At 72.9% G+C, this 21,824-nt stretch carries 22 protein-coding genes and 1 pseudogene; 13 read left to right on the top strand and 10 right to left on the bottom strand.

Annotated features, from left to right (window positions below; translation table 11 throughout):
- Nucleotides 1-93 precede the first annotated feature (93 nt).
- Nucleotides 94-1,002: a rhomboid family intramembrane serine protease gene (locus ABZ154_RS06525; RefSeq protein ID WP_356829651.1), complete on the bottom strand. Its 909-nt coding sequence runs from the start codon at nucleotides 1,000-1,002 to the stop codon at nucleotides 94-96.
- Between the two features lie 151 nt (nucleotides 1,003-1,153).
- Between ABZ154_RS06525 and ABZ154_RS06520 the strand changes: the two genes are divergently transcribed.
- From ABZ154_RS06520 to ABZ154_RS06510, 3 genes are all read left to right on the top strand, one after another.
- The gene (locus ABZ154_RS06520; RefSeq protein WP_356829649.1) at nucleotides 1,154-1,903 is read left to right on the top strand and encodes a VWA domain-containing protein; all 750 of its coding nucleotides are present in this window, start codon (nucleotides 1,154-1,156) and stop codon (nucleotides 1,901-1,903) included.
- Nucleotides 1,900-2,457: a HutD family protein gene (locus tag ABZ154_RS06515; RefSeq protein ID WP_356829647.1), complete on the top strand. Its 558-nt coding sequence runs from the start codon at nucleotides 1,900-1,902 to the stop codon at nucleotides 2,455-2,457. Before ABZ154_RS06520 ends, ABZ154_RS06515 begins: the two co-directional genes overlap by 4 nt.
- A 64-nt stretch (nucleotides 2,458-2,521) precedes the next feature.
- On the top strand, nucleotides 2,522-3,004 hold the full coding sequence (locus ABZ154_RS06510) for a pyridoxamine 5'-phosphate oxidase family protein (protein ID WP_356829645.1): 483 nt from the start codon (nucleotides 2,522-2,524) through the stop codon (nucleotides 3,002-3,004).
- A 39-nt stretch (nucleotides 3,005-3,043) separates the two neighbouring features.
- Here the strand turns inward: ABZ154_RS06510 and ABZ154_RS06505 are convergent, their stop codons facing one another.
- Together ABZ154_RS06505 and ABZ154_RS06500 are read right to left on the bottom strand one after the other, a co-directional pair.
- A complete protein-coding gene (locus ABZ154_RS06505; RefSeq protein WP_356829643.1) occupies nucleotides 3,044-4,054 on the bottom strand; it encodes an acyl-CoA dehydrogenase family protein in 1,011 nt (336 codons plus the stop codon).
- Nucleotides 4,054-5,199 carry an acyl-CoA dehydrogenase family protein gene (locus ABZ154_RS06500; protein ID WP_356829641.1) on the bottom strand — a complete coding sequence of 382 codons (1,146 nt, stop codon included), beginning with the start codon at nucleotides 5,197-5,199 and terminating at the stop codon, nucleotides 4,054-4,056. The genes ABZ154_RS06505 and ABZ154_RS06500 overlap by 1 nt, the downstream gene beginning before the upstream one ends.
- A 91-nt stretch (nucleotides 5,200-5,290) precedes the next feature.
- Between ABZ154_RS06500 and ABZ154_RS06495 the strand changes: the two genes are divergently transcribed.
- The 5 genes from ABZ154_RS06495 to ABZ154_RS06475 all read left to right on the top strand — a co-directional run bounded on the left by ABZ154_RS06495 (nucleotide 5,291) and on the right by ABZ154_RS06475 (nucleotide 10,234).
- Complete coding sequence (locus tag ABZ154_RS06495; RefSeq protein WP_356829639.1) at nucleotides 5,291-6,073, top strand: SDR family oxidoreductase; 783 nt, start codon at nucleotides 5,291-5,293, stop codon at nucleotides 6,071-6,073.
- 30 nt (nucleotides 6,074-6,103) lie between these two features.
- Nucleotides 6,104-6,715, top strand: a complete 612-nt coding sequence (locus tag ABZ154_RS06490) for a TetR/AcrR family transcriptional regulator (protein ID WP_356829637.1) — start codon at nucleotides 6,104-6,106, stop codon at nucleotides 6,713-6,715.
- Nucleotides 6,716-6,736: 21 nt separating this feature from the next.
- On the top strand, nucleotides 6,737-7,894 hold the full coding sequence (locus tag ABZ154_RS06485) for an acetyl-CoA C-acetyltransferase (RefSeq protein ID WP_356829635.1): 1,158 nt from the start codon (nucleotides 6,737-6,739) through the stop codon (nucleotides 7,892-7,894).
- Between the two features lie 305 nt (nucleotides 7,895-8,199).
- Nucleotides 8,200-8,403 (top strand): cold-shock protein, encoded by a 204-nt coding sequence (locus ABZ154_RS06480; protein ID WP_015607926.1) that lies wholly within the window; start codon nucleotides 8,200-8,202, stop codon nucleotides 8,401-8,403.
- A 187-nt stretch (nucleotides 8,404-8,590) separates the two neighbouring features.
- Complete coding sequence (locus ABZ154_RS06475) at nucleotides 8,591-10,234, top strand: DEAD/DEAH box helicase (RefSeq protein WP_356829634.1); 1,644 nt, start codon at nucleotides 8,591-8,593, stop codon at nucleotides 10,232-10,234.
- 163 nt (nucleotides 10,235-10,397) lie between these two features.
- On the opposite strand, the gene ABZ154_RS06470 is transcribed toward ABZ154_RS06475, so the two are convergent.
- From ABZ154_RS06470 to ABZ154_RS06455, 4 genes are read right to left on the bottom strand one after another with little or no spacing between them, the layout of a single operon-like run.
- Entirely contained in the window at nucleotides 10,398-11,444 is a 1,047-nt protein-coding gene (locus tag ABZ154_RS06470; RefSeq protein WP_356829632.1) for a nitronate monooxygenase, read from the bottom strand.
- On the bottom strand, nucleotides 11,444-12,193 hold the full coding sequence (locus ABZ154_RS06465; RefSeq protein WP_356829630.1) for a CoA-transferase: 750 nt from the start codon (nucleotides 12,191-12,193) through the stop codon (nucleotides 11,444-11,446). Before ABZ154_RS06465 ends, ABZ154_RS06470 begins: the two co-directional genes overlap by 1 nt.
- Nucleotides 12,190-13,083: a CoA-transferase gene (locus ABZ154_RS06460; RefSeq protein WP_356829628.1), complete on the bottom strand. Its 894-nt coding sequence runs from the start codon at nucleotides 13,081-13,083 to the stop codon at nucleotides 12,190-12,192. Before ABZ154_RS06460 ends, ABZ154_RS06465 begins: the two co-directional genes overlap by 4 nt.
- Before the next feature lie 3 nt (nucleotides 13,084-13,086).
- Entirely contained in the window at nucleotides 13,087-13,836 is a 750-nt protein-coding gene (locus ABZ154_RS06455; RefSeq protein ID WP_356829626.1) for an enoyl-CoA hydratase family protein, read from the bottom strand.
- 96 nt (nucleotides 13,837-13,932) lie between these two features.
- Here ABZ154_RS06455 and ABZ154_RS06450 point away from each other — a divergent pair, with 96 nt between their 5' ends.
- The 3 genes and pseudogenes from ABZ154_RS06450 to ABZ154_RS06440 all read left to right on the top strand — a co-directional run bounded on the left by ABZ154_RS06450 (nucleotide 13,933) and on the right by ABZ154_RS06440 (nucleotide 16,223).
- Complete coding sequence (locus ABZ154_RS06450; protein WP_356829624.1) at nucleotides 13,933-14,859, top strand: SDR family oxidoreductase; 927 nt, start codon at nucleotides 13,933-13,935, stop codon at nucleotides 14,857-14,859.
- A gap of 104 nt (nucleotides 14,860-14,963) precedes the next feature.
- Nucleotides 14,964-15,272, top strand: a pseudogene (locus ABZ154_RS06445) (VOC family protein); the annotation flags it as partial.
- Nucleotides 15,273-15,647: 375 nt separating this feature from the next.
- Nucleotides 15,648-16,223 (top strand): GNAT family N-acetyltransferase, encoded by a 576-nt coding sequence (locus ABZ154_RS06440; RefSeq protein ID WP_356829704.1) that lies wholly within the window; start codon nucleotides 15,648-15,650, stop codon nucleotides 16,221-16,223.
- On the opposite strand, the gene ABZ154_RS06435 is transcribed toward ABZ154_RS06440, so the two are convergent.
- Nucleotides 16,189-16,971, bottom strand: a complete 783-nt coding sequence (locus ABZ154_RS06435) for an ankyrin repeat domain-containing protein (RefSeq protein WP_356829622.1) — start codon at nucleotides 16,969-16,971, stop codon at nucleotides 16,189-16,191. The genes ABZ154_RS06440 and ABZ154_RS06435 overlap by 35 nt on opposite strands.
- Before the next feature lie 30 nt (nucleotides 16,972-17,001).
- Nucleotides 17,002-17,904, bottom strand: a complete 903-nt coding sequence (locus tag ABZ154_RS06430; protein WP_356829620.1) for a hypothetical protein — start codon at nucleotides 17,902-17,904, stop codon at nucleotides 17,002-17,004.
- A gap of 236 nt (nucleotides 17,905-18,140) precedes the next feature.
- Between ABZ154_RS06430 and ABZ154_RS06425 the strand changes: the two genes are divergently transcribed.
- Nucleotides 18,141-18,920: a serine protease gene (locus tag ABZ154_RS06425; RefSeq protein ID WP_356829618.1), complete on the top strand. Its 780-nt coding sequence runs from the start codon at nucleotides 18,141-18,143 to the stop codon at nucleotides 18,918-18,920.
- 13 nt (nucleotides 18,921-18,933) lie between these two features.
- On the opposite strand, the gene ABZ154_RS06420 is transcribed toward ABZ154_RS06425, so the two are convergent.
- A complete protein-coding gene (locus ABZ154_RS06420) occupies nucleotides 18,934-20,742 on the bottom strand; it encodes a beta-galactosidase family protein (RefSeq protein WP_356829617.1) in 1,809 nt (602 codons plus the stop codon).
- A gap of 195 nt (nucleotides 20,743-20,937) precedes the next feature.
- Between ABZ154_RS06420 and ABZ154_RS06415 the strand changes: the two genes are divergently transcribed.
- Entirely contained in the window at nucleotides 20,938-21,816 is an 879-nt protein-coding gene (locus tag ABZ154_RS06415; protein WP_356829615.1) for an AraC family transcriptional regulator, read from the top strand.
- Nucleotides 21,817-21,824 lie beyond the last annotated feature (8 nt).

Below are 21,824 nucleotides of genomic sequence, written 5' to 3'. Positions count from 1 at the left end.
AACGGCGTACGGAACTGAACGCGGCGCCTGCCTGTCCCCGACCGGACACCAGCGGGCGCCGTGGCGCGTCCGGGGTCGGGCCGTCCAGGCGGCTCAGCCGGTCAGCGCGGAGGTCTTCACCACCACCGCCACCGCGAACAGGCCCACCAGCACCACCCCGCCCGCGAGCTGCACCGGCCAGGTCCGCAGCTTCGCCGGCGCGTAGGCGATCCCGTACGTCACCAGCGCCCCGGTCAGCAGCCCGCCCAGGTGGCCCTGCCACGAGGTGAACAGGGCCGAGAGCACCATCCAGAGCAGGAACCCGGCCATGAACCGGTTGACCGCCGCCATGTCCCGGCCGAGCCGCCGGTTGATCACCCAGTACGAGGCGGCCAGCCCGAAGACCGCACCGGAGGCGCCGACGGTGGAGGTGTCCGGGGCCAGCAGATACACCACGACGGAACCGCCCACCGCCGACAGCAGATACAGCGCCAGATGACGGGCCCGGCCGAGCTGCCCCTCCACCATCCGGCCGATGTTCCACAGCGCGAACATGTTGAACAGCAGGTGCATCACCCCGAACGAGGCGTCCGGCGGCAGATGCAGAAAGGTCCCCGTCACCAGCCGGTACCACTCGCCGTCCGCGATGCCGGTCAGCTCGTACCCGGCGAACGTCTCGCCCCGGTAGTAGTACCGCTCCCCGTCCGGCCCGGTCAGCGCGGCACCGAGCACCGCGAACCGGTCCACGATCTCGGGCCGCACCACCTCGCCGAGGTAGGCCAGGATGTTCAGCGCCATCAGGACGTACGTCACCACGGGTGCCGTCGCCCCGGACACCGCACCGCCGAACACGGTCCGGGCCCGCCGCACCGAGCGCTGCCCCTCCTTCACGCACTCGCCGCAGTGGAAACCCACCGCGGCCTCGCGCATGCAGTCCGGGCAGATGGCGCGCTCGCAGCGGGTGCAGCGGACATACGTCTCGTACGACGGATGGCGGTAACACGTGGTGGCGGCGGCCTCCATGACCGGCTCCTTCACTGGGAGTGTGCTGCAAGGGCCGGTGTGGGCGGCGGCGATCAAGATAGCGAACGGGTGCCGCAGACTCCGGAGCCGGGGGCATCGCTGTGGCCTAGGCTTCAAGTCCGCAGAGCGCGGACCGCACAAGGGGGGCGCCATGCACGGCGTGAACACGGCGGCTGCCACCGGCCCGGCCATCAGCCTGGAGAAGGTGCGGGAGACGGCTCCCGGCCTCGTCAGCCTCTACAAGAGCGCCGGGGTCTCACTGGAGAAGCACGGACTGAACGGCCGGCGGGCGGCGGTCTACCTGGTCCTCGACCACTCCGGCTCGATGCGGGACTACTACAAGGACGGCACCGTCCAGGCGCTGGCCGACCGGGTGCTGGGTCTCTCGGCCCACCTCGACGACGACGGACGCGTCCCCGTCCTCTTCTTCTCGACCGACATCGACGGGTTCGGGGAGGCCGGGCTGAGCGACCATCACGGGATCATCGACAAGATCGTGGCGAACCTCGGACACATGGGCCGGACGAACTACCACGTCGCGATGGACGAGGTCATCGACCACTACCTCGACAGCGGCTCCACCGACCCCGCCCTGGTCGTCTTCCAGACGGACGGCGGGCCCACCAGCAAGCTCGCCGCCGAGCGCTACCTCTGCAAGGCCGCGAAGCTGCCGCTGTTCTGGCAGTTCGTCGGCTTCGGCGACACCCGCAGCACCCAGTTCGACTTCCTGCGCAAGCTGGACGAGCTGGCCGTCCCCGCGAAGCGGGCCGTGGACAACGCCGGGTACTTCCACGCGGGCCTCGACCCCCGAAAGGTCCCGGACGCCGCACTGTACGACCGACTGGTCGGGGAGTTCCCGCACTGGCTGACCGCCGCCGAGGCCCAGGGGATCGTCCGATGACCGCCCAGGTTCTGCGCGCCGCCGACCGCACGCCCGTCCCCTGGAAGAACGGCGGCGGGCTCACCCGCGAGGTGGCGACGGCTCCCGGAGGAACCGACGCGTTCGACTGGCGGGTGAGCCTCGCCGACGTCACCGCCGACGGGCCGTTCTCCGTCTTCCCGGGCGTCGACCGCACCCTGACCGTTGTCGAGGGCGCGGGCATGGACCTCGTCGTCGGCGGTGAGCACCACATCGTCGACGAGCCGCTGTGGCCGCACGACTTCCCCGGCGACCGACCCACCGAGGGCTTCCTGCTGTCCGGCCCCGTCGTCAACCTGAACGTCATGTACCGCAGGGGGCGTACGCGGGCGGAGACCGCCGTGGTCTGCGGCACCGTACGGCTGATGGCACCCCCGGGCGGGGCGGCGCTGGCCCTCTCCCTGGACGACGGGGCCGTGCTCGACTCCACGGACATCCGGCTCGACCGCTACGACGCGGTGCTCGCCGAGGGCGGATCGCCCGGGGTGCTGCGGACGATGGGCCAGGCGGTGGTCATCACGTTCTCGGACGTGTGAGCGGTCGGAGGCGGTCGGCGATACCGGACAGAAGGTGTCGGATATCGGGTGTTCGATGGCGCCCATGACGTCTTCCTCACCCCTTTCATGGAGTGGCTTCGCCGCCGCCGAGCCCGTCTTCGCCGACACCGTCCGCCGGCGCTTCCAGCTCTACAAGCACCACGTCCTCGCCACGCTCCGGAAGGACGGCTCGCCCCGCGTCACCGGCCTGGAGGCCGACTTCCGCTTCGGCGAGCTGCTGCTCGGCATGATGCCGGACTCCCGCAAGGCCCTGGACCTGCGCCGCGACCCGCGCTTCTCCCTCCACGCCAACCCGGGGCCCGACGCCGAGATGAACGACGGGGATGTCCGCGTCAGCGGCCGGGCCGTGGAGATCACCGACCCGGCGTTCCTCGCCCGCTTCGTCGAGGACGCCACCCCGCCCGAGCCGTTCCACCTCTTCCGGGCGGAGCTGACCGAGGCGGTCCGCACCGGGCTGGACGGCGACGCCCTGGTCGTCCGGTCCTGGCGGCCCGGGCAGCCGCTGCGTACGGTACGCCGGAAGTGACGGCACCCCTGGGCCGAGGTGACCTAGGCCCAGGGCCGTTCACCCCGCCAGCACCCGCGCCCGGCAGGCCGACGGTGTCCCCCACGCGTCCCGCAGCGGCCGGGCCCGGCGCAGCCACCACGCCAGGTCCAGCTCCTCGGTGTACCCCACCGCGCCGTGCAGCTGCAGCGCGGTGCGGGCCGCCGCGTACCCGGCCTCGCCCGCCGCCACCTTCGCCGCCGCGACCGCCGCCCCGGCGCCGGGTGCCCCCTCGGCCAGCTCCACCGCCGCCCCGTACAGCAGCGGGCGCGCGAACTCCAGGCCGAGCAGGGTGTCCGCGAGGCGGTGCTTGACGGCCTGGAACGAGCCGACGGGCACCCCGAACTGGGTGCGCTGCTTCACGTACGCCACCGTCGCCCGCAGCAACTCCTCGCCGCAGCCGAGTGCCTGGGCCGCCGTCGCGAAGGTGGCCCAGGTGCCCGCCGCCCGGGCAGCCTCGCGCACCCTCGGCCCGTCCGCCGCCACCTCGCCGCCCGCCTCGGGGCGGAACAGCCGCCGCGCCGGGTCCATCGAACGCGTCGGCTTCCTTGCCGCGAACCGTAGCCCGCCCCCGGCCCCCGCCGTGAGCCGCAGCTCGTCCCCGGCCACCGTGAACACCGCGTCCGCCACATCCGCGTCCAGCGCGTACGGCCCGTGCCCCTCCAGGACCAGCGACACCACCGCCGTACCGGACGCGATCCTCGGCAGCCACTCCTTGGCCGCCGGACCTCCCGCCCGGCCCAGCAGCAGCCCCGCCGCCACGCTCTCCACCACCGGACCCGGCACCCCGTGACGCCCCAGCTCCACGCACGCCACGGCCGTCTCCACCGGGAGCGGGCCGACACCCCCGTACGCCTCCGGGACCGCCAGCGCGAACACGCCCGCGTCCGCGAGCCGCCGCCACAGGACCAGCCCCGGCGCGTGGTCCCCGGCGGCCCACGCCCGTACGACCGAGGGCGTGCCGGCGGCCGCCAGCAGCGCGTCCAGCGAGCGGGCGAACTCCCGCTGCCCGTCGTCCAGGAGGAAACGCATCAGCGCCGTCCCTTCGGCAGGCCCAGCAGCCGCTCGGCGATGATGTCGCGCTGGATCTCGTTCGTCCCCGCGTAGACGGGCCCCGCCAGCGCGAAGACGTACCCCTCCGACCATGCTCCGTCCGCCGCCTCCGCGTCCGGGCCGAGCAGATCGAGCGCGGTCTCGTGCAGCGCGATGTCGTAACGGGACCAGAACACCTTGTTCAGGCTCGACTCCGCCCCGAGCGCCGCCCCCGCCGCGAACCGCGACGCCGAAGCGGCCGTGAACAGCCGGTACGCCCGCGCACCGATCACCGCGTCCGCCACCCGGTCCCGTACGGCGGTGTCCTCCGGGTCACCCGCCTCGCGCCACAGGGCCGCCAGCCGGTCGGCGGCCGCCAGGAAGCGGCCGGGGGAGCGGAGGGTGAGGCCGCGCTCGTTGCCGGTGGCCGACATGGCGATGCGCCAGCCCTGGCCCGGCTCCCCGATGACGTCCTCGTCCGGTACGAAGACCTCGTCCAGGAAGATCTCGGCGAACGCGGGCTTCCCGTCCAGCCGCCCGATCGGGCGGACCGTGACCCCTGGCGCCCGCAGCCCGAACATCAGGTACGTCAGTCCCTGGTGCGGCCCCACGGCCCCCGGGCCCGTGCGGAAGATCCCGAACGCCCGGTCCGCGAACGCCGCCCGTGAGGACCACGTCTTCTGGCCCGACAGCAGCCAGCCGCCCTCCGTCCGCTCCGCCCGCGACCGCAGTGCCGCCAGGTCCGACCCGGCCTCCGGCTCCGACCAGGCCTGCGCCCAGATCACCTCGCCGCTCGCCATCGGGGGCAGCGCCTGGGCCCGCTGCTCGGCGGTGCCGTGGTCGAAGAGGGTCGGGGCGAGGAGGCTGATCCCGTTCTGCGAGACCCGGCCGGGAGCGTTCGCCGCCCAGTATTCCTCCTCGAACGCCAGCCATCCGAAGAGGTCCGCGCCCCGGCCCCCGTACTCCTCGGGCCAGGTGACCGCCGACCACCCGTCCGCGTACAGCTCCGCCTCCCAGTCCCGGTGCGCGGCGAACCCGTCCGCCGTCTCCAGGGAGGGGAGCGGCCGGGCGGGCACACGGGCGCGCAGCCACTCCCGCGCCTCGGCCCGCAGTGCCTCGGTCCGTGCTGTCTGCGCCAGATCCATGGGGCCTGCCTTCCGTGAGGCCGTTCCCTAACAAGTGTTTGGTAGGTTAACGTACGGCTCAAGCACCGTCGAGGAGGAGGGGGACGGGCCGATGAGCACACCGGACTACCTGCCGGGCCACGGGCTGCTGACCGGCCGCACCGCCGTCGTCACCGCCGCCGCCGGAGCCGGGATCGGCGGCGCCACCGCCCGCCGCTTCCTGGAGGAGGGTGCCCGCGTCGTCATCGGCGACGCCCACGCCCGGCGGCTGGAGGCAAGTGGGCGCGCCCTCGCCGAGGAGTTCGGCCGCGACCGCGTCACCGCACTGACCTGCGACGTCACCGACGAGGACCAGGTGCAGGCTCTCTTCGCCCATGCCGAACACGCCCACGGCGGCCTCGACATCGTCGTCAACAACGCGGGCCTCGGCGGCACCGCCGAGCTCACCGAGATGACCGACGACCAGTGGACGAAGATCCTCGGCGTCACCCTGAACGGCACCTTCCGCTGCACCCGCGCCGCCCTGCGCTCCCTCAAGGCGGCCGGCACCGGGGGAGTCGTCGTCAACAACGCCTCCGTCGTCGGCTGGCGCGCCCAGCGCGGCCAGGCCCACTACGCCGCCGCCAAGGCCGGCGTCATGGCCCTCACCCGCTGTGCCGCGCTCGAAGCGGCCGACTACGGCGTACGCGTCAACGCCGTCGCCCCCAGCCTCGCCATGCACCCCCACCTGGCCAAGGTCACCTCTGCCGAGCTGCTCGCCGAGCTGACGGAGAAGGAGGCCTTCGGTCGGTACGCCGAGCCCTGGGAGATCGCCAACGTGATCGTCTTCCTGGCCAGCGGCTACTCGTCCTACATGACCGGTGAGGTCGTCGCCGTCAGCAGCCAGCATGCGTGAACACTCAGGCCGCGGGCGGACAATGGGCGGGTGCCTACCAAGAAGAAGCCCCAGGTGACCCCCACCCCAGAACGGCGCCGCGAACTCCTCGCCACCGCCGCCGAGGTCTTCGCCGCCCAGGGATACAACGCCACCACCGTCCGCCGCATCGCGGACGAGGCGGGGATGCTCGCCGGCAGCCTCTACTACCACTTCGATTCCAAGGAATCGATGATCGACGAGATCCTCTCCACCTTCCTCGACGAGCTCTGGCAGGGCTACGACGCCGTCCTGGCGGCGGGACTGGGCCCCCGCGAGACCATCGAGGCACTGGTCACCGAGTCCTTCCGGGAGATCGACCGGCACCGCCCCGCCGTCGCGATCTACCAGAAGGAGTCCAGGCACCTCGCCACCCAGCCCCGCTTCGCCTACCTCACCGACTCGCAGGCGAAGTTCGAGAAGGCCTGGCTCGGCACGCTGGAACGAGGCGTCGCCGAAGGCGCCTTCCGCGACGACCTGGACATCCGCCTCACCTACCGCTTCGTCCGCGACACCGTCTGGGTCGCGGCCTCGTGGTACCGGCCCGGCGGACACCACAGCCCCGAAGAGATCGCCCGCCAGTACCTCTCGATGGTGCTGGACGGGATCGCCCTGCGCATCTAGCCACCTCGAGGAGCAGCAGCCATGGCCGAGGCCTACATCGTCGAAGCGGTACGGACACCCGTCGGGCGGCGCGGGGGAGGCCTCGGGGCCGTCCACCCCGCCGACCTCGGCGCGCACGTCCTGAAGGAACTCATCGCCCGCTCCGGCGTCGATCCGGCGGCCGTGGAGGACGTCGTCTTCGGCTGCCTGGACACCGTCGGACCGCAGGCCGGGGACATCGCCCGTACGTCGTGGCTGGCGGCCGGGCTGCCCGATGAGGTGCCCGGCGTCACCGTCGACCGGCAGTGCGGCTCCTCCCAGCAGGCCCTCCACTTCGCGGCCCAGGGCATCCTCTCCGGCACCCAGGACCTCGTCGTCGCCGGCGGCACCCAGAACATGACCCAGATCCCCATCGCCTTCGCCTCCCGCCAGGCCGCCGAACCCCTCGGCCTCACCGAGGGCCCGTACGCGGGCAGCGAGGGCTGGCGCGCCCGCTACGGCGACGCGCCCGTCAACCAGTTCCACGGCGCCCAGCTGATCGCCGAGAAGTGGGACATCAGCCGCCGGGACATGGAGGAGTTCGCCCTCACCTCCCACCGCCGCGCCGTCCGCGCCATCGACGAGGGGCGCTTCACCCGCGAGACGGTCGCGTACGGGGACGTCACCGTGGACGAAGGGCCGCGTCGCGACACGACCCCGGAGAAGATGGCCGCACTCAGCCCCGTCCTGCCCGGTGGCACGATCACCGCCGCCTGCTCCTCGCAGGTCTCCGACGGGGCCGCCGCCCTGCTCATCGCCTCCGAGCGGGCCGTCACCGAACACGACCTGACCCCGCGTGCCCGGATCCACCACCTCTCCGTACGGGGCGAGGACCCGATCCGGATGCTCTCCGCGCCGATCCCCGCCACCGCGTACGCCCTGAGGAAGACCGGCCTCACCATCGACGCCATCGACCTCGTCGAGATCAACGAGGCCTTCGCCCCGGTCGTCCTCGCCTGGCTGAGGGAGACCCGTGCCGACCCCGAGCGCGTCAACGTCAACGGCGGGGCCATCGCGCTCGGCCACCCGCTCGGCGCGACCGGCGCCAAGCTGATGACCACGCTCCTGCACGAACTGGAACGCACCGGGGGCCGCTACGGGCTCCAGACCATGTGCGAGGGCGGCGGACAGGCCAACGTCACCATCGTCGAGCGCCTCTGACGCCTCTGACGCCTCTGACGCCCCCTGGCGCCTCGGGCGCCGGCTCCCGGCGGACACCGGCCGTACCCCTTCTGGTCAGCCAGGTTTTCCCTCGCGCGGTGGGGTGCGTCACGCCGCGCGAGGAGAGGACGTGCTACGGTGTTCCCGTTGCAGTTTTGGTACCCATGAACTTTATGTGCGCCTGACGGGAATGCTTCCTCAGGCGCTTTATTGTTTTCCGGCTTTCTCCGGATGGGGCTCAATGCGGCGACTTGGAATCCGTAAAGTGCGGATTCTCGGCACTGCACCTCTTTTAGGAGAATGACATGGCTACTGGAACCGTGAAGTGGTTCAACTCGGAAAAGGGCTTCGGCTTCATCGAGCAGGACGGCGGCGGCGCCGACGTCTTCGCCCACTACTCCAACATCGCCACCCAGGGCTTCCGTGAGCTCCAGGAGGGCCAGAAGGTCTCCTTCGACGTCACGCAGGGCCAGAAGGGCCCGCAGGCGGAGAACATCGTCCCGGCCTAATTGCCGCGACGCGTACCTCTCTGACCGGGGCCCGCACCGTGAAGGTGCGGGCCCCGGTTTGTGCTGTTCGAGAAACAACCCGCTTTGTGCGCGCATCCTGGGGGCGCACAACAAGCGGTAGGACAAGCATATCGGCTGTGATCCGAATCCGTAGTTGCCCAGGAATCCCCCAGGAGGGCAATTCCGTATGACTCGTTTCGAACGCCAGGACCGCACCCCCCGCTCCCGCCCGGCCCGTGGCCGCGGCCAGGGCGCGACCGCGCAGGCGGCGTCCAACCCCCGCGGCGGCTCCGCCGCCCGCGGCAAGGCCCCGGCCCGCCGCCGCGCCACCCCGCCGCAGGGAGAGTTCGCCCTGCCGGAGATGGTGACCCCCGCACTGCCCGCCGTCGAGGCCTTCGCGGACCTCGACATGCCGACCGCCCTGCTGAAGACCCTCGCCGCGCAGGGCGTCACCGAGCCGTTCCCGATCCAGGGCGCCACCCTGCCGAACTCGCTGGCCGGCCGGGACATCCTCGGCCGTGGCCGCACCGGCTCCGGCAAGACCCTCGCCTTCGGCCTGGCCCTGCTCGCCCGTACCGCCGGCCGCCGCAGCGAGCCGCGCGCCCCGCTGGCCATGGTCCTCGTCCCCACGCGTGAGCTGGCCCAGCAGGTCACCGACGCGCTGACGCCGTACGCGACGGCCGTGAACCTGCGGATGGCCACGGTCGTCGGCGGTATGTCGATCACCAAGCAGTCCGCCACCCTGCGCCGCGGTGCCGAAGTCCTCGTCGCCACCCCGGGCCGGCTCAAGGACCTCATCGAGCGCGGCGACTGCCGACTGGACGAGGTCTCCATCACCGTCCTCGACGAGGCCGACCAGATGGCCGACATGGGCTTCATGCCCCAGGTCGTGGCCCTGCTCAAGCAGGTCGAGGCGGACGGGCAGCGGATGCTGTTCTCCGCCACCCTGGACAAGAACATCGACCGCCTCGTCAAGATGTTCCTCACCGACCCGGTCGTCCACTCCGTCGACCCGTCCGCCGGTGCGGTCACCACGATGGAGCACCACGTGCTCCATGTGATGGACGAGACGGACAAGAAGGCCGTCGCCACGAAGATCGCCGCCCGCGAGGGTCGCGTGATCATGTTCGTCGACACCAAGCGCGCCGCCGACCGCTTCGCCAAGCGGCTGCTCGCCAGCGGTGTACGGGCGGCCGCCCTGCACGGCGGGCGCTCCCAGCCGCAGCGCAACCGGACCCTGGACCAGTTCAAGAACGGCCAGGTCACCGCGCTCGTCGCGACGAACGTGGCGGCCCGTGGCATCCACGTCGACGACCTCGACCTCGTCGTCAACGTGGACCCGCCCACCGACCACAAGGACTACCTCCACCGCGGCGGGCGCACGGCGCGCGCCGGGGAGTCCGGCAGCGTCGTCACGCTGGTGCTGCCCGAGGAGAAGCGGGAGATGACCCGGCTGATGCAGGACGCGGGCATCGCGCCGCGCACCACGCGGGTCACCTCCAGCGACGAGGAGCTGACCCGGATCACGGGGGCCCGTGAGCCCTCCGGGGTCGCGATCGTCGTCGAGGTCCCGCAGCCGACTCCGCCGAAGCAGCGGACCCGGTCGGGCGGTTCTGGTTCGGCCGGCTCCGGCGGGGGCGCGGTGCGCTCCGGGAGCCGGGGACGGGGACGGCGTGGGACCGGCGCGGGTGCGGGTGCGGGCGGCGGTGCCCAGGCCGGGGGCGCGGGTCGTTCCGGCGGCGCCTCGCGTGCCGGTGGCGAGGCCCGCGGCGCGGGTCGCTCCGGTGCGGGTCGCTCGGGCGCCCCGGCGCGGGGGCGTCGGGCCGCGTAGGGCGGCAACCCGGGCCCGTCCGGCGATCGAGGACACCCCCCCGGTGGCGGGCGACCGGGGCGGGGCCCTTCGGGGCTGCGCCCCGGGCCCCGGCCCTCAAGCGCCGGACGGGCTGGATCACGCCGCCCGGGAGGGGATGTGCGGGCACGGCCGGGCACAGGCCCTAACGGCCGGGCAGGGCCGCCAGGGTCCCGTCCGCCTCCGCCATGATCCGGGCCACCAGCTCCGCCACGCTCGGCAGGTCCTCGATCAGGGCCGCCACCTGGCCCGACGCCATGATGCCCACGTCCGTGCGGCCGTCCACCATGGACGCCTTCAGCAGCATCGGCGTGTTCGCCGCCACCAGCACCTGGCTCCATGTCAGCCCCTCGCCGTGCCGCAGCGCCAGCCCGTCCCGCACCATCCCGGGCCAGCTCAGCTCGGCGATCCGGCGGAAGCGGGACGCCCGGCGCACCGCCGTCGCCAGGGAGCGCAGCCGCCCCGCCCCCTCCAGCGCGGCCACCATCTCCGTACGGAGCATCCGGTGCGGGAGTCCGTCCACGGCGGTCGTCAGGGTGATGTCCTCGACCGTGGCCGCCAGATAGCGGGCCTTCACCGCGTCCGGCACCGTCGAGTCCGAGGTCAGCAGGAACCTGGTTCCCATCGCCACGCCCGCCGCCCCGTACGCCAGCGCCGCGACCAGCCCCCGCCCGTCGTGGAAGCCGCCCGCCGCGATCACCGGGATGTCCACCGCGTCGACCACCTGGGGCAGCAGCACCGTCGTCGCCACGTTCCCCGTGTGGCCGCCGCCCTCGCCGCCCTGCACGATCACCGCGTCCGCGCCCCACGCCGCGACCTTCTCCGCATGCCGCCGGGCCCCCACCGACGGGACGACCACCACGCCCGCGTCCTTCAGCTCCGTGATGAGCTCCTTCGTCGGGGCGAGCGCGAACGACGCCACCCGTACCCCCTCCTCGACGACGATCCGCACCCGCTCCCGCGCGTCCTCGGCGTCCGCCCGCAGGTTCACCCCGAACGGGGCGTCCGTCCGCGACCTCACCTCCCGTACCGCGGACCGCAGTCGGTCCGGTGTCATCGTCGCGGCGGCCAGAATGCCGAGCGCCCCGGCTCGCGCGGTCGCGGTGACCAGGCGGGGGCCGGAGACCCACCCCATCCCCGTCTGCACGATCGGATGCCGCACCCCTACGAGCTCCGTGAGCGCCGTGCGCATCAGGGCCGCACCTCGCGGTCCCGGGTTCCCGCCGGGTCGACGACCTCGCGGATCAGGGCGAGTTCGGCGGGGGTGGGGCCGCGGCTGTACGGGACGTCGGCGGGGACGGTCAGGGGGAAGCCCGTCGCTTCCTGGACCATCTCCACCGTGACGCCCGGGTGGACCGAGACCAGCCGCATCGAGCGGTCCGGGGTCGCGAAGTCGAAGACCCCGAGATCGCTGACGACCCGGGGGATGCGGTGGAAGCGCGTGGCGGAGGGGCCCGCCGCCACGGCCCGGTCGTAACCGACCCCGCAGACCATGTCGACCCGCTCGACGAAGACCCGGGGCGAGTGCCGGGGGATCCAGTAACTCACCGGGTTGTTCAGCGTGTTGACGGGCGCGCCGCGGACCCCCAGGAGCTGGCGGGCGGGCTGCTCCCAGTCGCCGATGCAGGAGATGTTCTGGTTGCCGAACCGGTCGATCTGGCTCGCGCCCATCATCACGTGCCGTCGTCCGCCGGTGACCAGGGTGAGGTGCCTGCGGTAGGGGAGCCAGCCCTCCGCCTCACCGCCCGGGCCGACGATCGTCGCCTCGCCGTCCGTGAGCAGCAGTTCGGGGGCGAAGGTCAGCCGGGCCAGCCGCGCGCCGACGGACGGGACCGTCCCCATCGGACTGGCCAGCACCTCGCCGTCGCCGCGCCAGGCCTCCGCGCAGGCGATCACGCAGTATTCGGCACGGGTCGCGGCAACAGTGCCGGGTGGGTTCATTTCTGCTCCTCGTGCCAGGTGCGGACCGACTGCCGGTAGCCCTTCTCGTCGCCGTCCGGAGGCAGGAAACGCGCGCTGAACTCCGCCCAGGCCGCCGGATCCGCCGCGGCTGCCGCGTATGCCTTCTGGAACGGCTCGTCGCGCGGATGGTCGGGAGCGCACGAGGTGAAGTGCGCGCCGCCCGGCGTCTCGGCCACCCCCGTCACGGAGTGCCGCCGGATCAGGAGGGTCTGCGGGGCCGCGCCGGAATCCCCCGTCAGCTCCGTCGTCTCCACCAGGCGTTCGCAGGAGACGTACGCCGTGTCCGCCGCCTCGCAGAACAGGTCGTCGAAGTACGGGTCGGGGCCCAGGTACTGCCCGTTGCCCAGCCGGTCCGCCCGGTTCATGTGGACCAGCGCCGCGTCCATCCGCAGGGCCGGCACCGCGACGAACTCCTCGCCGTCCTCGTACGGTGACGTCACCGTGCGCAGCTCGGGGTTGACCCGCATCACGTCGGAGCCGAGCCCCGCCCGCACCGGCAGGAACGGCAGCCGGTTGGCGGCCGCGTGCAGCCCCCACATGAACATCGCCTCGTCGATCTCCGTCAGCGCGAACGCCCCGCGCTGCCGGGCCGCCCGGTAGTGCGGCTCCAGCGGGATGGAGTCGAGCGTCACGAACGCCGTGACCAGGCGGGAGATCCGGCCCGCGGCGGCGAGCAGCCCGACGTCCGGGCCACCGTAGGAGATCACCGTCAGATCGGTGACGGGCGACCTGAGCAACGCCCTCACCAGGGCCATGGGTTTGCGGCGCGACCCCCAGCCGCCGATGCCGATCGTCATGCCGCTGTGCAGCCGGGCGGCCACCTCGTCGGGCGCCATGGTCTTGTCGCGCGCAGGCGGCGGAACGGTCATGCCTCAGGCCTCCTTGCCGAAGGCCGAGCGGACCCGGTCGGCCGTCCCCGCCAGGCTCGCCTCGAAGGTGAATCCCTGCTCGAAGCGGTAGCTGCGCCGTACGTCGACGGGGTCGATGCCGTTGAGCGCGGCCTTGGCCAGCCGCAGCAGGTGTCCGTCCTTACGGGCGATCTCGGCCGCCAACTCCACGGCGGCACTCAGCAGTTCGCCCGGCGGGACGACCCGCCAGACCGAGCCGTGGGCCAGCAGCTCGGCCGCCGTCACCGTGCGCGAGGTGTAGTACAGCGTCCGCATCAGGTGCTGCGGGACCAGCCGGGCCAGATGGGTCGCCGCCCCGAGCGCGCCCCGGTCCAGCTCCGGCAGGCCGAAGACGGCGTCCTCGCTCGCCACGATCGCGTCGGCGTTCCCGACGAGGCCGACACCGCCCCCGAGGCAGAACCCCTGCACCGCCGCGACGACCGGGACCTCGCACGCGTACACGGCCTCGAACGCCTCCGCGCAGCCCCGGCTGACGCCGATCAGGGCCGCGCTCCCCGGGTCGCGCTGCAGCTCCTTGATGTCGACACCGGCGTTGAAGCCGCGCCCGGCGGCGGCCAGGACGACGCAGCGAACCTCCGGGTCGCGGCCCGCGGCCCGGACTGCGTCGGCCAGGTCGTACCAGCCCTGTACGGGGAGGGCGTTGACGGGTGGATGGTCGACGGTGACGACGCGGACGCCCTCGGCATCGGCCGGACGCGCGGTGGAGACAGTCATCGGAGGATCAGCTACCTTTCCACCAAACATTTGTTAGGTGGACGGTAGCAGTCACACCTCTGCCCGCCAACCGGGCCCACGCGAACGGGAGATGCGATGACCACACCCACCACCGGACGGCTCTGCGCGGGCAGGGTCGTCGCCGTCACCGGCGCCGGACGCGGCCTCGGCCGGGCTCATGCGCTCGCCTTCGCCGCCGAAGGGGCCCGGGTCGTCGTCAACGACCTCGGCGTCGGGCCCGGCGGCGACGGCGGCTCGGGCGGTCCCGCCCGCCGGGTCGTCGAGGAGATCGTGGCCGGGGGCGGCGAAGCGGTCGTCCACGACGGCGACATCGCCACCACCGAGGGTGCCGCTTCCTTGGTCACCACCGCCCTGGACGCCTTCGGCCGCCTCGACACCCTCGTCAACAACGCGGGCTTCCTGCGCGACCGGATGCTCGTCAACCTGGACGAGGACGACTGGGACGCGGTGACGCGCGTCCACCTCAAGGGCCACTTCCTGCCCCTGAAGCACGCCGCCGCCCACTGGCGCGGTGAAGCCGAGGCGGGCCGCCCGCCCGTCGCCCGGGTGATCAACACCAGCTCCGGCGCCGGGCTCCTCGGCAGCGTCGGCCAGGGCAACTACGCGGCCGCCAAGGCCGGGATCGTGGCCCTCACCCTGGTCGCGGCGGCCGAACTGGGCCGGTACGGAGTCCACGTCAACGCCCTCGCCCCGGCCGCCCGGACCCGGATGACCGAGCAGGCCTTCGCCGCGACGATGGCGGCCCCGGGAAAGGGGCAGTTCGACGCGATGGCCCCCGGAAACGTCTCGCCCCTCGTCGTCTGGCTCGGCTCCGTGTCGAGCGACGGGGTGACCGGCCGCGTCTTCGAGGCCGAGGCGGGCCGCATCACCGTCATGGAGGGCTGGCGCCCCGGCCCCACCGACGACCGGGGCGCCCGCAGGTCCCCGGCCGAGGCCGGCGAGACGGTGCGACGGCTGCTGGCGGACGCGGAGGTGCCGCAGGCGGTGTACGGGGCGTCGTAGGCGGCCCCGTACGACGCGTGGACTGCGCGTCGTACGGGGGAAACTCGTTTGCGGAGACGTCCGTGCGCCCGGTATCCAGTCCCAGGACACCCGAGGAGCACACGATGACAGGGCACGGCCCCATGGACGAGTTCTGCTGGATGGACCTCAAGACGCACGACCCCTCCGGCACCGCCGACTTCTTCTCCGCCGTGCTGGGCTGGGACTTCGCCGTGGACGAGGAGGACTGGCGCAAGGCCGTCAGCTTCTGCGCCGGTGGCCACCGCATCGGCGGCGTCAGCGGCCTCGCGCAGCCCGTCCACCCGCCGGGGCTCCCCGCCCATGTCGCCTACTACCTGGCCGTCGACGACGTGGACCGCCGTACGGCCATGGCGGCGGAGAACGGTGCGCAGGTCCTCGTACCGCCCTTCGACGCGGGGGACCAGGGCCGGATCGCCACCCTGATCGACCCGGTGGGCGCGGTCTTCTCCCTGTGGCGGCCGCGGGGGTTCGCCGGGTGGCCGGTATCGCCCCCGGCCGGGGCTGTTCCTCATCACATGGTCCTGGCCTGCGAAGATCCCGAGCGCGCCCGGCGCTTCTACACCGGGATGACGACCGGCGCTCCGCCCGCCCGGGCCGCGTTCGTCGAATCTTCCCCGGCCACCCCGCCGCAGTGGGAGCTGGCCCTCGCGGTGGACGACCTCGACGGTGTCGCCGCCCGGGCCCGGGCTCACGGCGGGGAACTCCTCACCGTCTCCGGAGGCCTGGCGCGGCTGGTGAGCCCGGAAGGACTGACCTTCCGCGTACAGGTGCCGGAGGTCTCCCGGGTCTTCCTGGAGACCGACCGGCTCGTGCTGCGCCCGTTCACGGACGCCGACGCCCCCGGTCTGCTCGCCCTCGACAACGATCCCGAGGTCATGCGGTACATCAACGGAGGCCGTCCCACCACCGCCGAGGCGATCAGGGAGCGGACCCTGCCGCGGCTCCTCCACGACCACTCCTGCACCGGGACCCGCGGGTTCTGGGCCGCGGAGGAGAAGGCCACCGGCACCTTCCTCGGCTGGTTCGAACTCCGGCCGCTGGCCGACCACGACTCCACCGTCGTCGAGCTCGGCTACCGGCTGAACAGGGCCGCCTGGGGCTGCGGTTACGCCACCGAGGGCGCACGGGCCCTCGTGCGCAAGGGGTTCACCGACCTCGGGGCCGAGCGCGTGACCGCCAACACCATGGCCGTCAACGCCGGCTCCCGGCGGGTGATGGAGAAGGCGGGGCTGACCTTCCTCCGCGCCTACACCGAGGACTGGCCGGACGCCATCGAGGGCTCGGAACACGGGGAGGTGGAGTACGAGCTCACCCGGGCGGAATGGGAGAAGCGCCGCCCGTAACCTCCTGAAGCAGCGCCGCGATCTCCGCGTGCCCCGTGTGCCGGTCCACCCCCGCCGCCGGCACCCCGTCCCGCAGCAGCTCCACGGCCACCGTCTCCTCGCCGTCGACCAGATCCCGCCGGACCACCGCGTCGAGGCCGGTCCCGTACGCCTCCTCCAGCTGCCGCAGCAGCTCCCGCTCCAGGTCGAGACCGGCCAGCCGCCGCGCCTCGGCCAGCGCCACCCCGACCACCGCGTCCTGCCCCGGCGCCCCCGCCCCGTACTCCAGCAGCGCCCGCACCGTCCGCGGCGAGCCGCGCTGCGCCGCCAGGACCAGCATCGGCTCCCCCTGCGGGCCGGGCAGCAGCGGATCCGCGCCCCGGGCCAGCAGCAGCTCCACCGTCGGGGCGTGGCCGAGCCCCACCGCCCAGCGCAGCGCCGTGAACCCGAACTCCTCGCGCAGATCCGGCTGTGCCCCGGCGGACAGCAGCGCCTCCACCACCTCGGTGTGCCCGCCGCACGCCGCCCCGCACAGCGGCAGGTCGACCGTGTCGGCGCCGCTCGCCCGGTCGGGATCGGCGCCCGCCGCGAGCAGCAGCCGTACCGCTTCCGGCCGGTCCTGGACCGCCGCCAGGTAGAGCGCCGTCGTGCCCTCCTCGTCGCTCGACTCGGCCTGCGCGCCCGCGCGCAGCGCCCGTACAACAGCGTTCTCGTCCTCGTACAACGCATCGAACAGGCTTGGTTCGTCCCTGATCGGCTCGTTCGTCATGCTTCGACCCTACGGTGGCCGGAATGACACTCAGGTGTCGCACTCCAGTCGCGTACGGCACAGCCCGCACCGCGCGACGACCCGGCCCCGGACGGGCAGCCGGATGCGCTGGTGGCAGGTGGGGCAGGGGAAGGAGACCCGCAGCCCCTCACCGCCGGACTCGAAGGCGTACGGAACACCCGGGTCCGCAGCTGTGCCGGGGTGGTCCAGGGTGTACCGCCGGTCCTTGGCGTAGCGCCGCCGCCCCGCCCACCCTGCTGCTGTCAGCGGAGGCCGGCGCAGATCGTGCAGCGCCTGCGCCCGCCCCTTGGTGTACGCCGTGTACGCCTGCGGGCTGGTGAACCAGGGTGAGGGGTCCTCGTCGAACGCCAGCGCCCGCTTGGCCAGGACGTATCCGAACTCCTCCGGTGTCAGGTAGCCCAGCTTCTGCCGGGACGTGGCGTCCTCCCGGAAGGCGTCCAGCAGCAGCCAGCCCGCGCCGAGATAGGCGGTCACCGTGTCGGTGAGGATCTCGTTGTCCCGTGTGCCGGGGAACTCCAGGTCCAGCCGGTGCAGCAGGACATGGGTGATCTCGTGGGCGAGCGCCGCGCCGATGTCCCTGCGGTGGGTGCGGAACCGGTCGTTCAGCTCGATGAAGTATTCGGGGCCCGCGGTCAGTTCCACACTCGCCGCGTGCTCCATCGTGCGGAAGCCGACGATCATGCGGGCGTCGGGCAGACGGAGGTGCTGGACCAGGGCCCGCGCCACCCGCTGGGCGCCGAGATGGAGATCGTCCGCGTCGGAGAAGGCGGCGTCGGCGGGGACCAGACTGGTGCCGTAGGTGTGGACGCCGTCCGGGGAGAGCCGCCGGTACAGCGCGGTGATCGCGGATCTGACCGTGCCCAGATGCGGAAAACCGTGGACGACCGGTGCGCCCGGACTGCCGTTGCTCACGTCCGTACCCCCATCCGCTTCGGCCGGGGACCCCCGCCCCCGGCCGGTCTCCACTGTAGGCCCGGGCGCTTGAGAGGAGCGGAATCCGCGGGGGCGAGCTTGGCCGAAAAGTGCACCTTGTGGCAGCGGTGACCGCATCCCGATAATCGGATGGCCTTGACGGGTTCATGACTAACGCATCACGTCGTCGTCCCGTCGTGGTTCCCACGGCAACCCCCCACGAAAGAAGGCAGTCCGTGAAGCAGCTCCTGCGTGCTCTGAAGAGATGCTCCGTCGTCGTCGCCACCGTCGCCATAGCGGTCGTCGGCCTCCAGCCCGTCACCGCCTCCGCCGCCCCCAACCCCGTCGTCGGCGGAACCCGCGCCGCCCAGGGCGAGTTCCCCTTCATGGTCCGGCTCTCCATGGGCTGCGGCGGCGCCCTCTACGCCAAGGACATCGTCCTCACCGCCGCCCACTGCGTGAACGGGTCGGGCAACAACACCTCCATCACCGCCACCGGCGGCGTCGTCGACCTCCAGTCACCCAACGCCGTCAAGGTCCGCTCCACCAAGGTCCTGCGGGCCCCCGGCTACAACGGCTCCGGCAAGGACTGGGCGCTCATCAAGCTCGCCCAGCCCATCAACCAGCCCACCCTCAAGATCGCCACCACCACCGCGTACAACCAGGGCACGTTCACCGTCGCCGGCTGGGGCGCCAACCGCGAGGGCGGCAGCCAGCAGCGCTACCTGCTCAAGGCCAACGTCCCCTTCGTCTCCGACGCCGCCTGCCGCTCCGCCTACGGCAACGAGCTCATCGCATCCGAGGAGATCTGCGCCGGATACCCCGACACCGGCGGCATCGACACCTGCCAGGGTGACTCCGGCGGCCCGATGTTCCGCAAGGACAACGCGGGCGAGTGGGTCCAGGTCGGCATCGTCAGCTGGGGTTACGGCTGCGCCCGCCCCGGCTACCCCGGCGTCTACGCCGAGGTCTCGACCTTCGCCTCCGCCATCGCCTCCGCGGCCGCCACGCTCTGACGCCGTTGACCGGTCACGGCTGAACCACCCCGGGGGTGCCCGACCGTACGGGCGCCCCCGGACCCAGCTCCACGAAAGGCCCGCCCGCGCCCTCCAGCTCAAGCACCCACACCTCGTTGGCGCCCTCGCTGAGCACCGGACCCGGCACGTACAGCGTCTCCTGCGGACCCGCCGACCAGTACCGGCCCAGGCAGAAACCGTTCACCCAGACGAAGCCACGCGTCCAGCCGGGCAGCCGCAGCCCCGCGTGATCGACGCCTTCCGCCCCCTCGACGGTGAACGTCCCCCGGAACAGCCCGGTCCGCCCTGGGACCCCCGTCACCGGCGCGAACGGAACCCCCGCCACCGCGCCCGCCTCCTCGAAGGCGTCCAGCCGCAACCCCCGCGCCCGTACACCGTGCAGGTACTGCCGCTCGTGCAGCACCCCGCCCGTGATCCCCTTCGGCTCACCCAGGCGCGGCCCGTAGTTGACCCGGCCCAGCGACTCCACCCACAGCTCCACCACCGCCGGACCCGCCACCGGCTCCGGCAACGTGGCGCTCTCCTCGGTCAGCACCCCCGCCCGAACCCCGTCCACGTACACCACCGCCCGGTCCCGCAGCCCCGCCGCGATCAGCGGATACGGGACGCGCGGCCCCGGCACCGCGACCCGGTAGCGCACCAGGCCCCGGCCCACGCCCAGCTCCTCGAAGGTCGGCGCCACCCCCGGCTCCGGCCCCTCCGGATCACCCAGCGCCTCCACCACGTCATCGAGCCCGGCCCACCCGTCCAGCTCCACCCGCACCGGGCCGGCCAGGCCCCTCGGCTCCGGCGGCAGCGCGGGCAGCGGGCCTTCCGCGTACTCCGCCAGCACCTTCCGGAACAGGTGGAACTTCTCCGTGGCCCGCCCGTACTCATCGACCGGGGCGTCGTAGTCGTACGACGTCACCGTCGGCTGGAACTCCCCGTCCTGCACCGGCCCGCCCCGGTTCGCCCCCGCCCACCCCGCGAAGTTCGTCCCGCCGTGCGCCATGTAGATGTTCACCGACGCCCCGCACTCCAGGATCTCCCGCAGCGCCCCGGCCGCCTGCTCCGGATCCCGTACGACGGGTTCGGCCCCCCAGTGGTCGAACCAGCCGCACCAGAACTCCATGCACATCAGCGGCCCCTTCGGCTGATGGCGGCGCAGCACCGCGAAACCCTCCCGCGCCCTGGAACCGAAGTTCGCCGTCGCCAGCAGCCCGGGCACGGAACCACCCGTCAGCATGTGGCCCTCCGGACCGTCCGACGTGAACAGCGGAACGCTCACTCCGCACCGCCGCAACAGCCCCGCCAGCCACACCAGATACACCGAGTCGCTGCCGTAACTCCCGTACTCGTTCTCCGCCTGCACGAGGATCACCGGACCGCCCTGGTCCACCTGCCGCTGGACCACCTGCGGCAGCAGCTCCCGGAACCACCGCTCCACCACCGCCCGGTACCCGGCGTCCCGCGTCCGCACCCGCCGCCCGAACCGGCCCGTCACCCAGACCGGCAGCCCGCCGTTCTCCCACTCGGCACAGATGTACGGACCCGGGCGCACGATCGCCCACAGCCCCGCCCGCCCCACCGCGTCCAGGAACCGGCCGAGCGCCCCCACATCCCGGTACACCCCCTCGCGCTCCTCGTGCAGATTCCACGGCACATACGTCTCGACGCAGTTCAGCCCCATAGCCGCCAGCATCGCCAGCCGGTGGTCCCACTGCTCCTCGTGCACCCGGAAGTAGTGCAGGGCACCCGACAGCAGCCGTACGGGCTTCCCGTCGAGCCGGAAGTGGTCGTCCCCCACGGTGAAGTCGGTCATCGTGCTCGTACGCTCCTGTGCTCCGCCGCCCCCGGCGGCCCGGGGGTGAATTGGTCCGACCACCTTCACCCCTGGCGCGCACCGGGTCCATGGACAAAGATCGCTGCTGATTGGACGCAACGGACACAAGGACCCTGGGAACGGGATCATGGACCCTGGGAACGGGATGAAGGACCTCGGGAGGGGAAGACCGCGATGTACCACACCTGGATGCGCTTCTTCACCCCCAGCCCGCTCCACCACCGCCTCGGCCTCGTCTGCCTCGGCGTCGGCCTCCAGCACGGCGCGCTGCCCACCGTCGGCCCCCGCACCCTCGACCACCACGTCGCCGTGATCGTCAACTCCGGCACCGGCTGGTTCAGCGGCCCCGACGGACGCCGCACCCCCGTCACCGGGCCCACCCTCATCTGGCTCACCCCCGGCACCCCGCACCACTACGGCGCCGACCCCGGCACCGGCTGGGACGAGTGCTTCGTCGACTTCACCGGCCCCGCCACCGCCACGTACACCGAACTCGGCTGCATCGAGCCCGACCGCCCCCTCGTCCCGCTCTCCGACACCGCCGCCCCCCGCGCCGCCGTCGGCCGCATCGTGCGCGCCGCCCGCCGCGGCAACCCCCTGCTCGAGGTCGAGACCGCGGCAGCCGTCCACGAACTCCTCGTCTCCCTGCGCCGCGCCCGCGCCGACCTCGGCCCCGACGGCGACCCCGTCCTCCAGGCGCTCGCCCGCGACGCCTACCAGCCGCTCACCGTCGCCGAGCACGCCGCGAAGCACGGCATGACCCCCGCCGAACTACGCACCGCCGTACGGCGCGGCGCCGGGTGCAGCCCCAAGGACTACCTGCTCACCATCCGCCTCGGCCGGGCCAAGGAACTCCTCGCCGCCACCGACCTCCCGGTCGCCGCCGTCGCCCGCCGCGTCGGCTATGACGACCCCGCCTACTTCTCCCGCCTCTTCGCCCGCCGCGTCGGCACCGCCCCCGTGCGCTTCCGCGAACAGCAGGGCCGCAGCGTGCCCGGCGGCTGGAGCGACCAGGTACCCGACCCGGACGCCCCGCCGATGATCGCGCCGTGACGGCGGAC

The sequence above is a fragment of the Streptomyces sp. NPDC006261 genome (assembly GCF_040613515.1).
GTDB lineage: Bacteria > Actinomycetota > Actinomycetes > Streptomycetales > Streptomycetaceae > Streptomyces.
The sequence above is the reverse complement of the archived record's forward strand: the minus strand, read 5'-3'. Positions and strand labels throughout refer to the sequence as shown.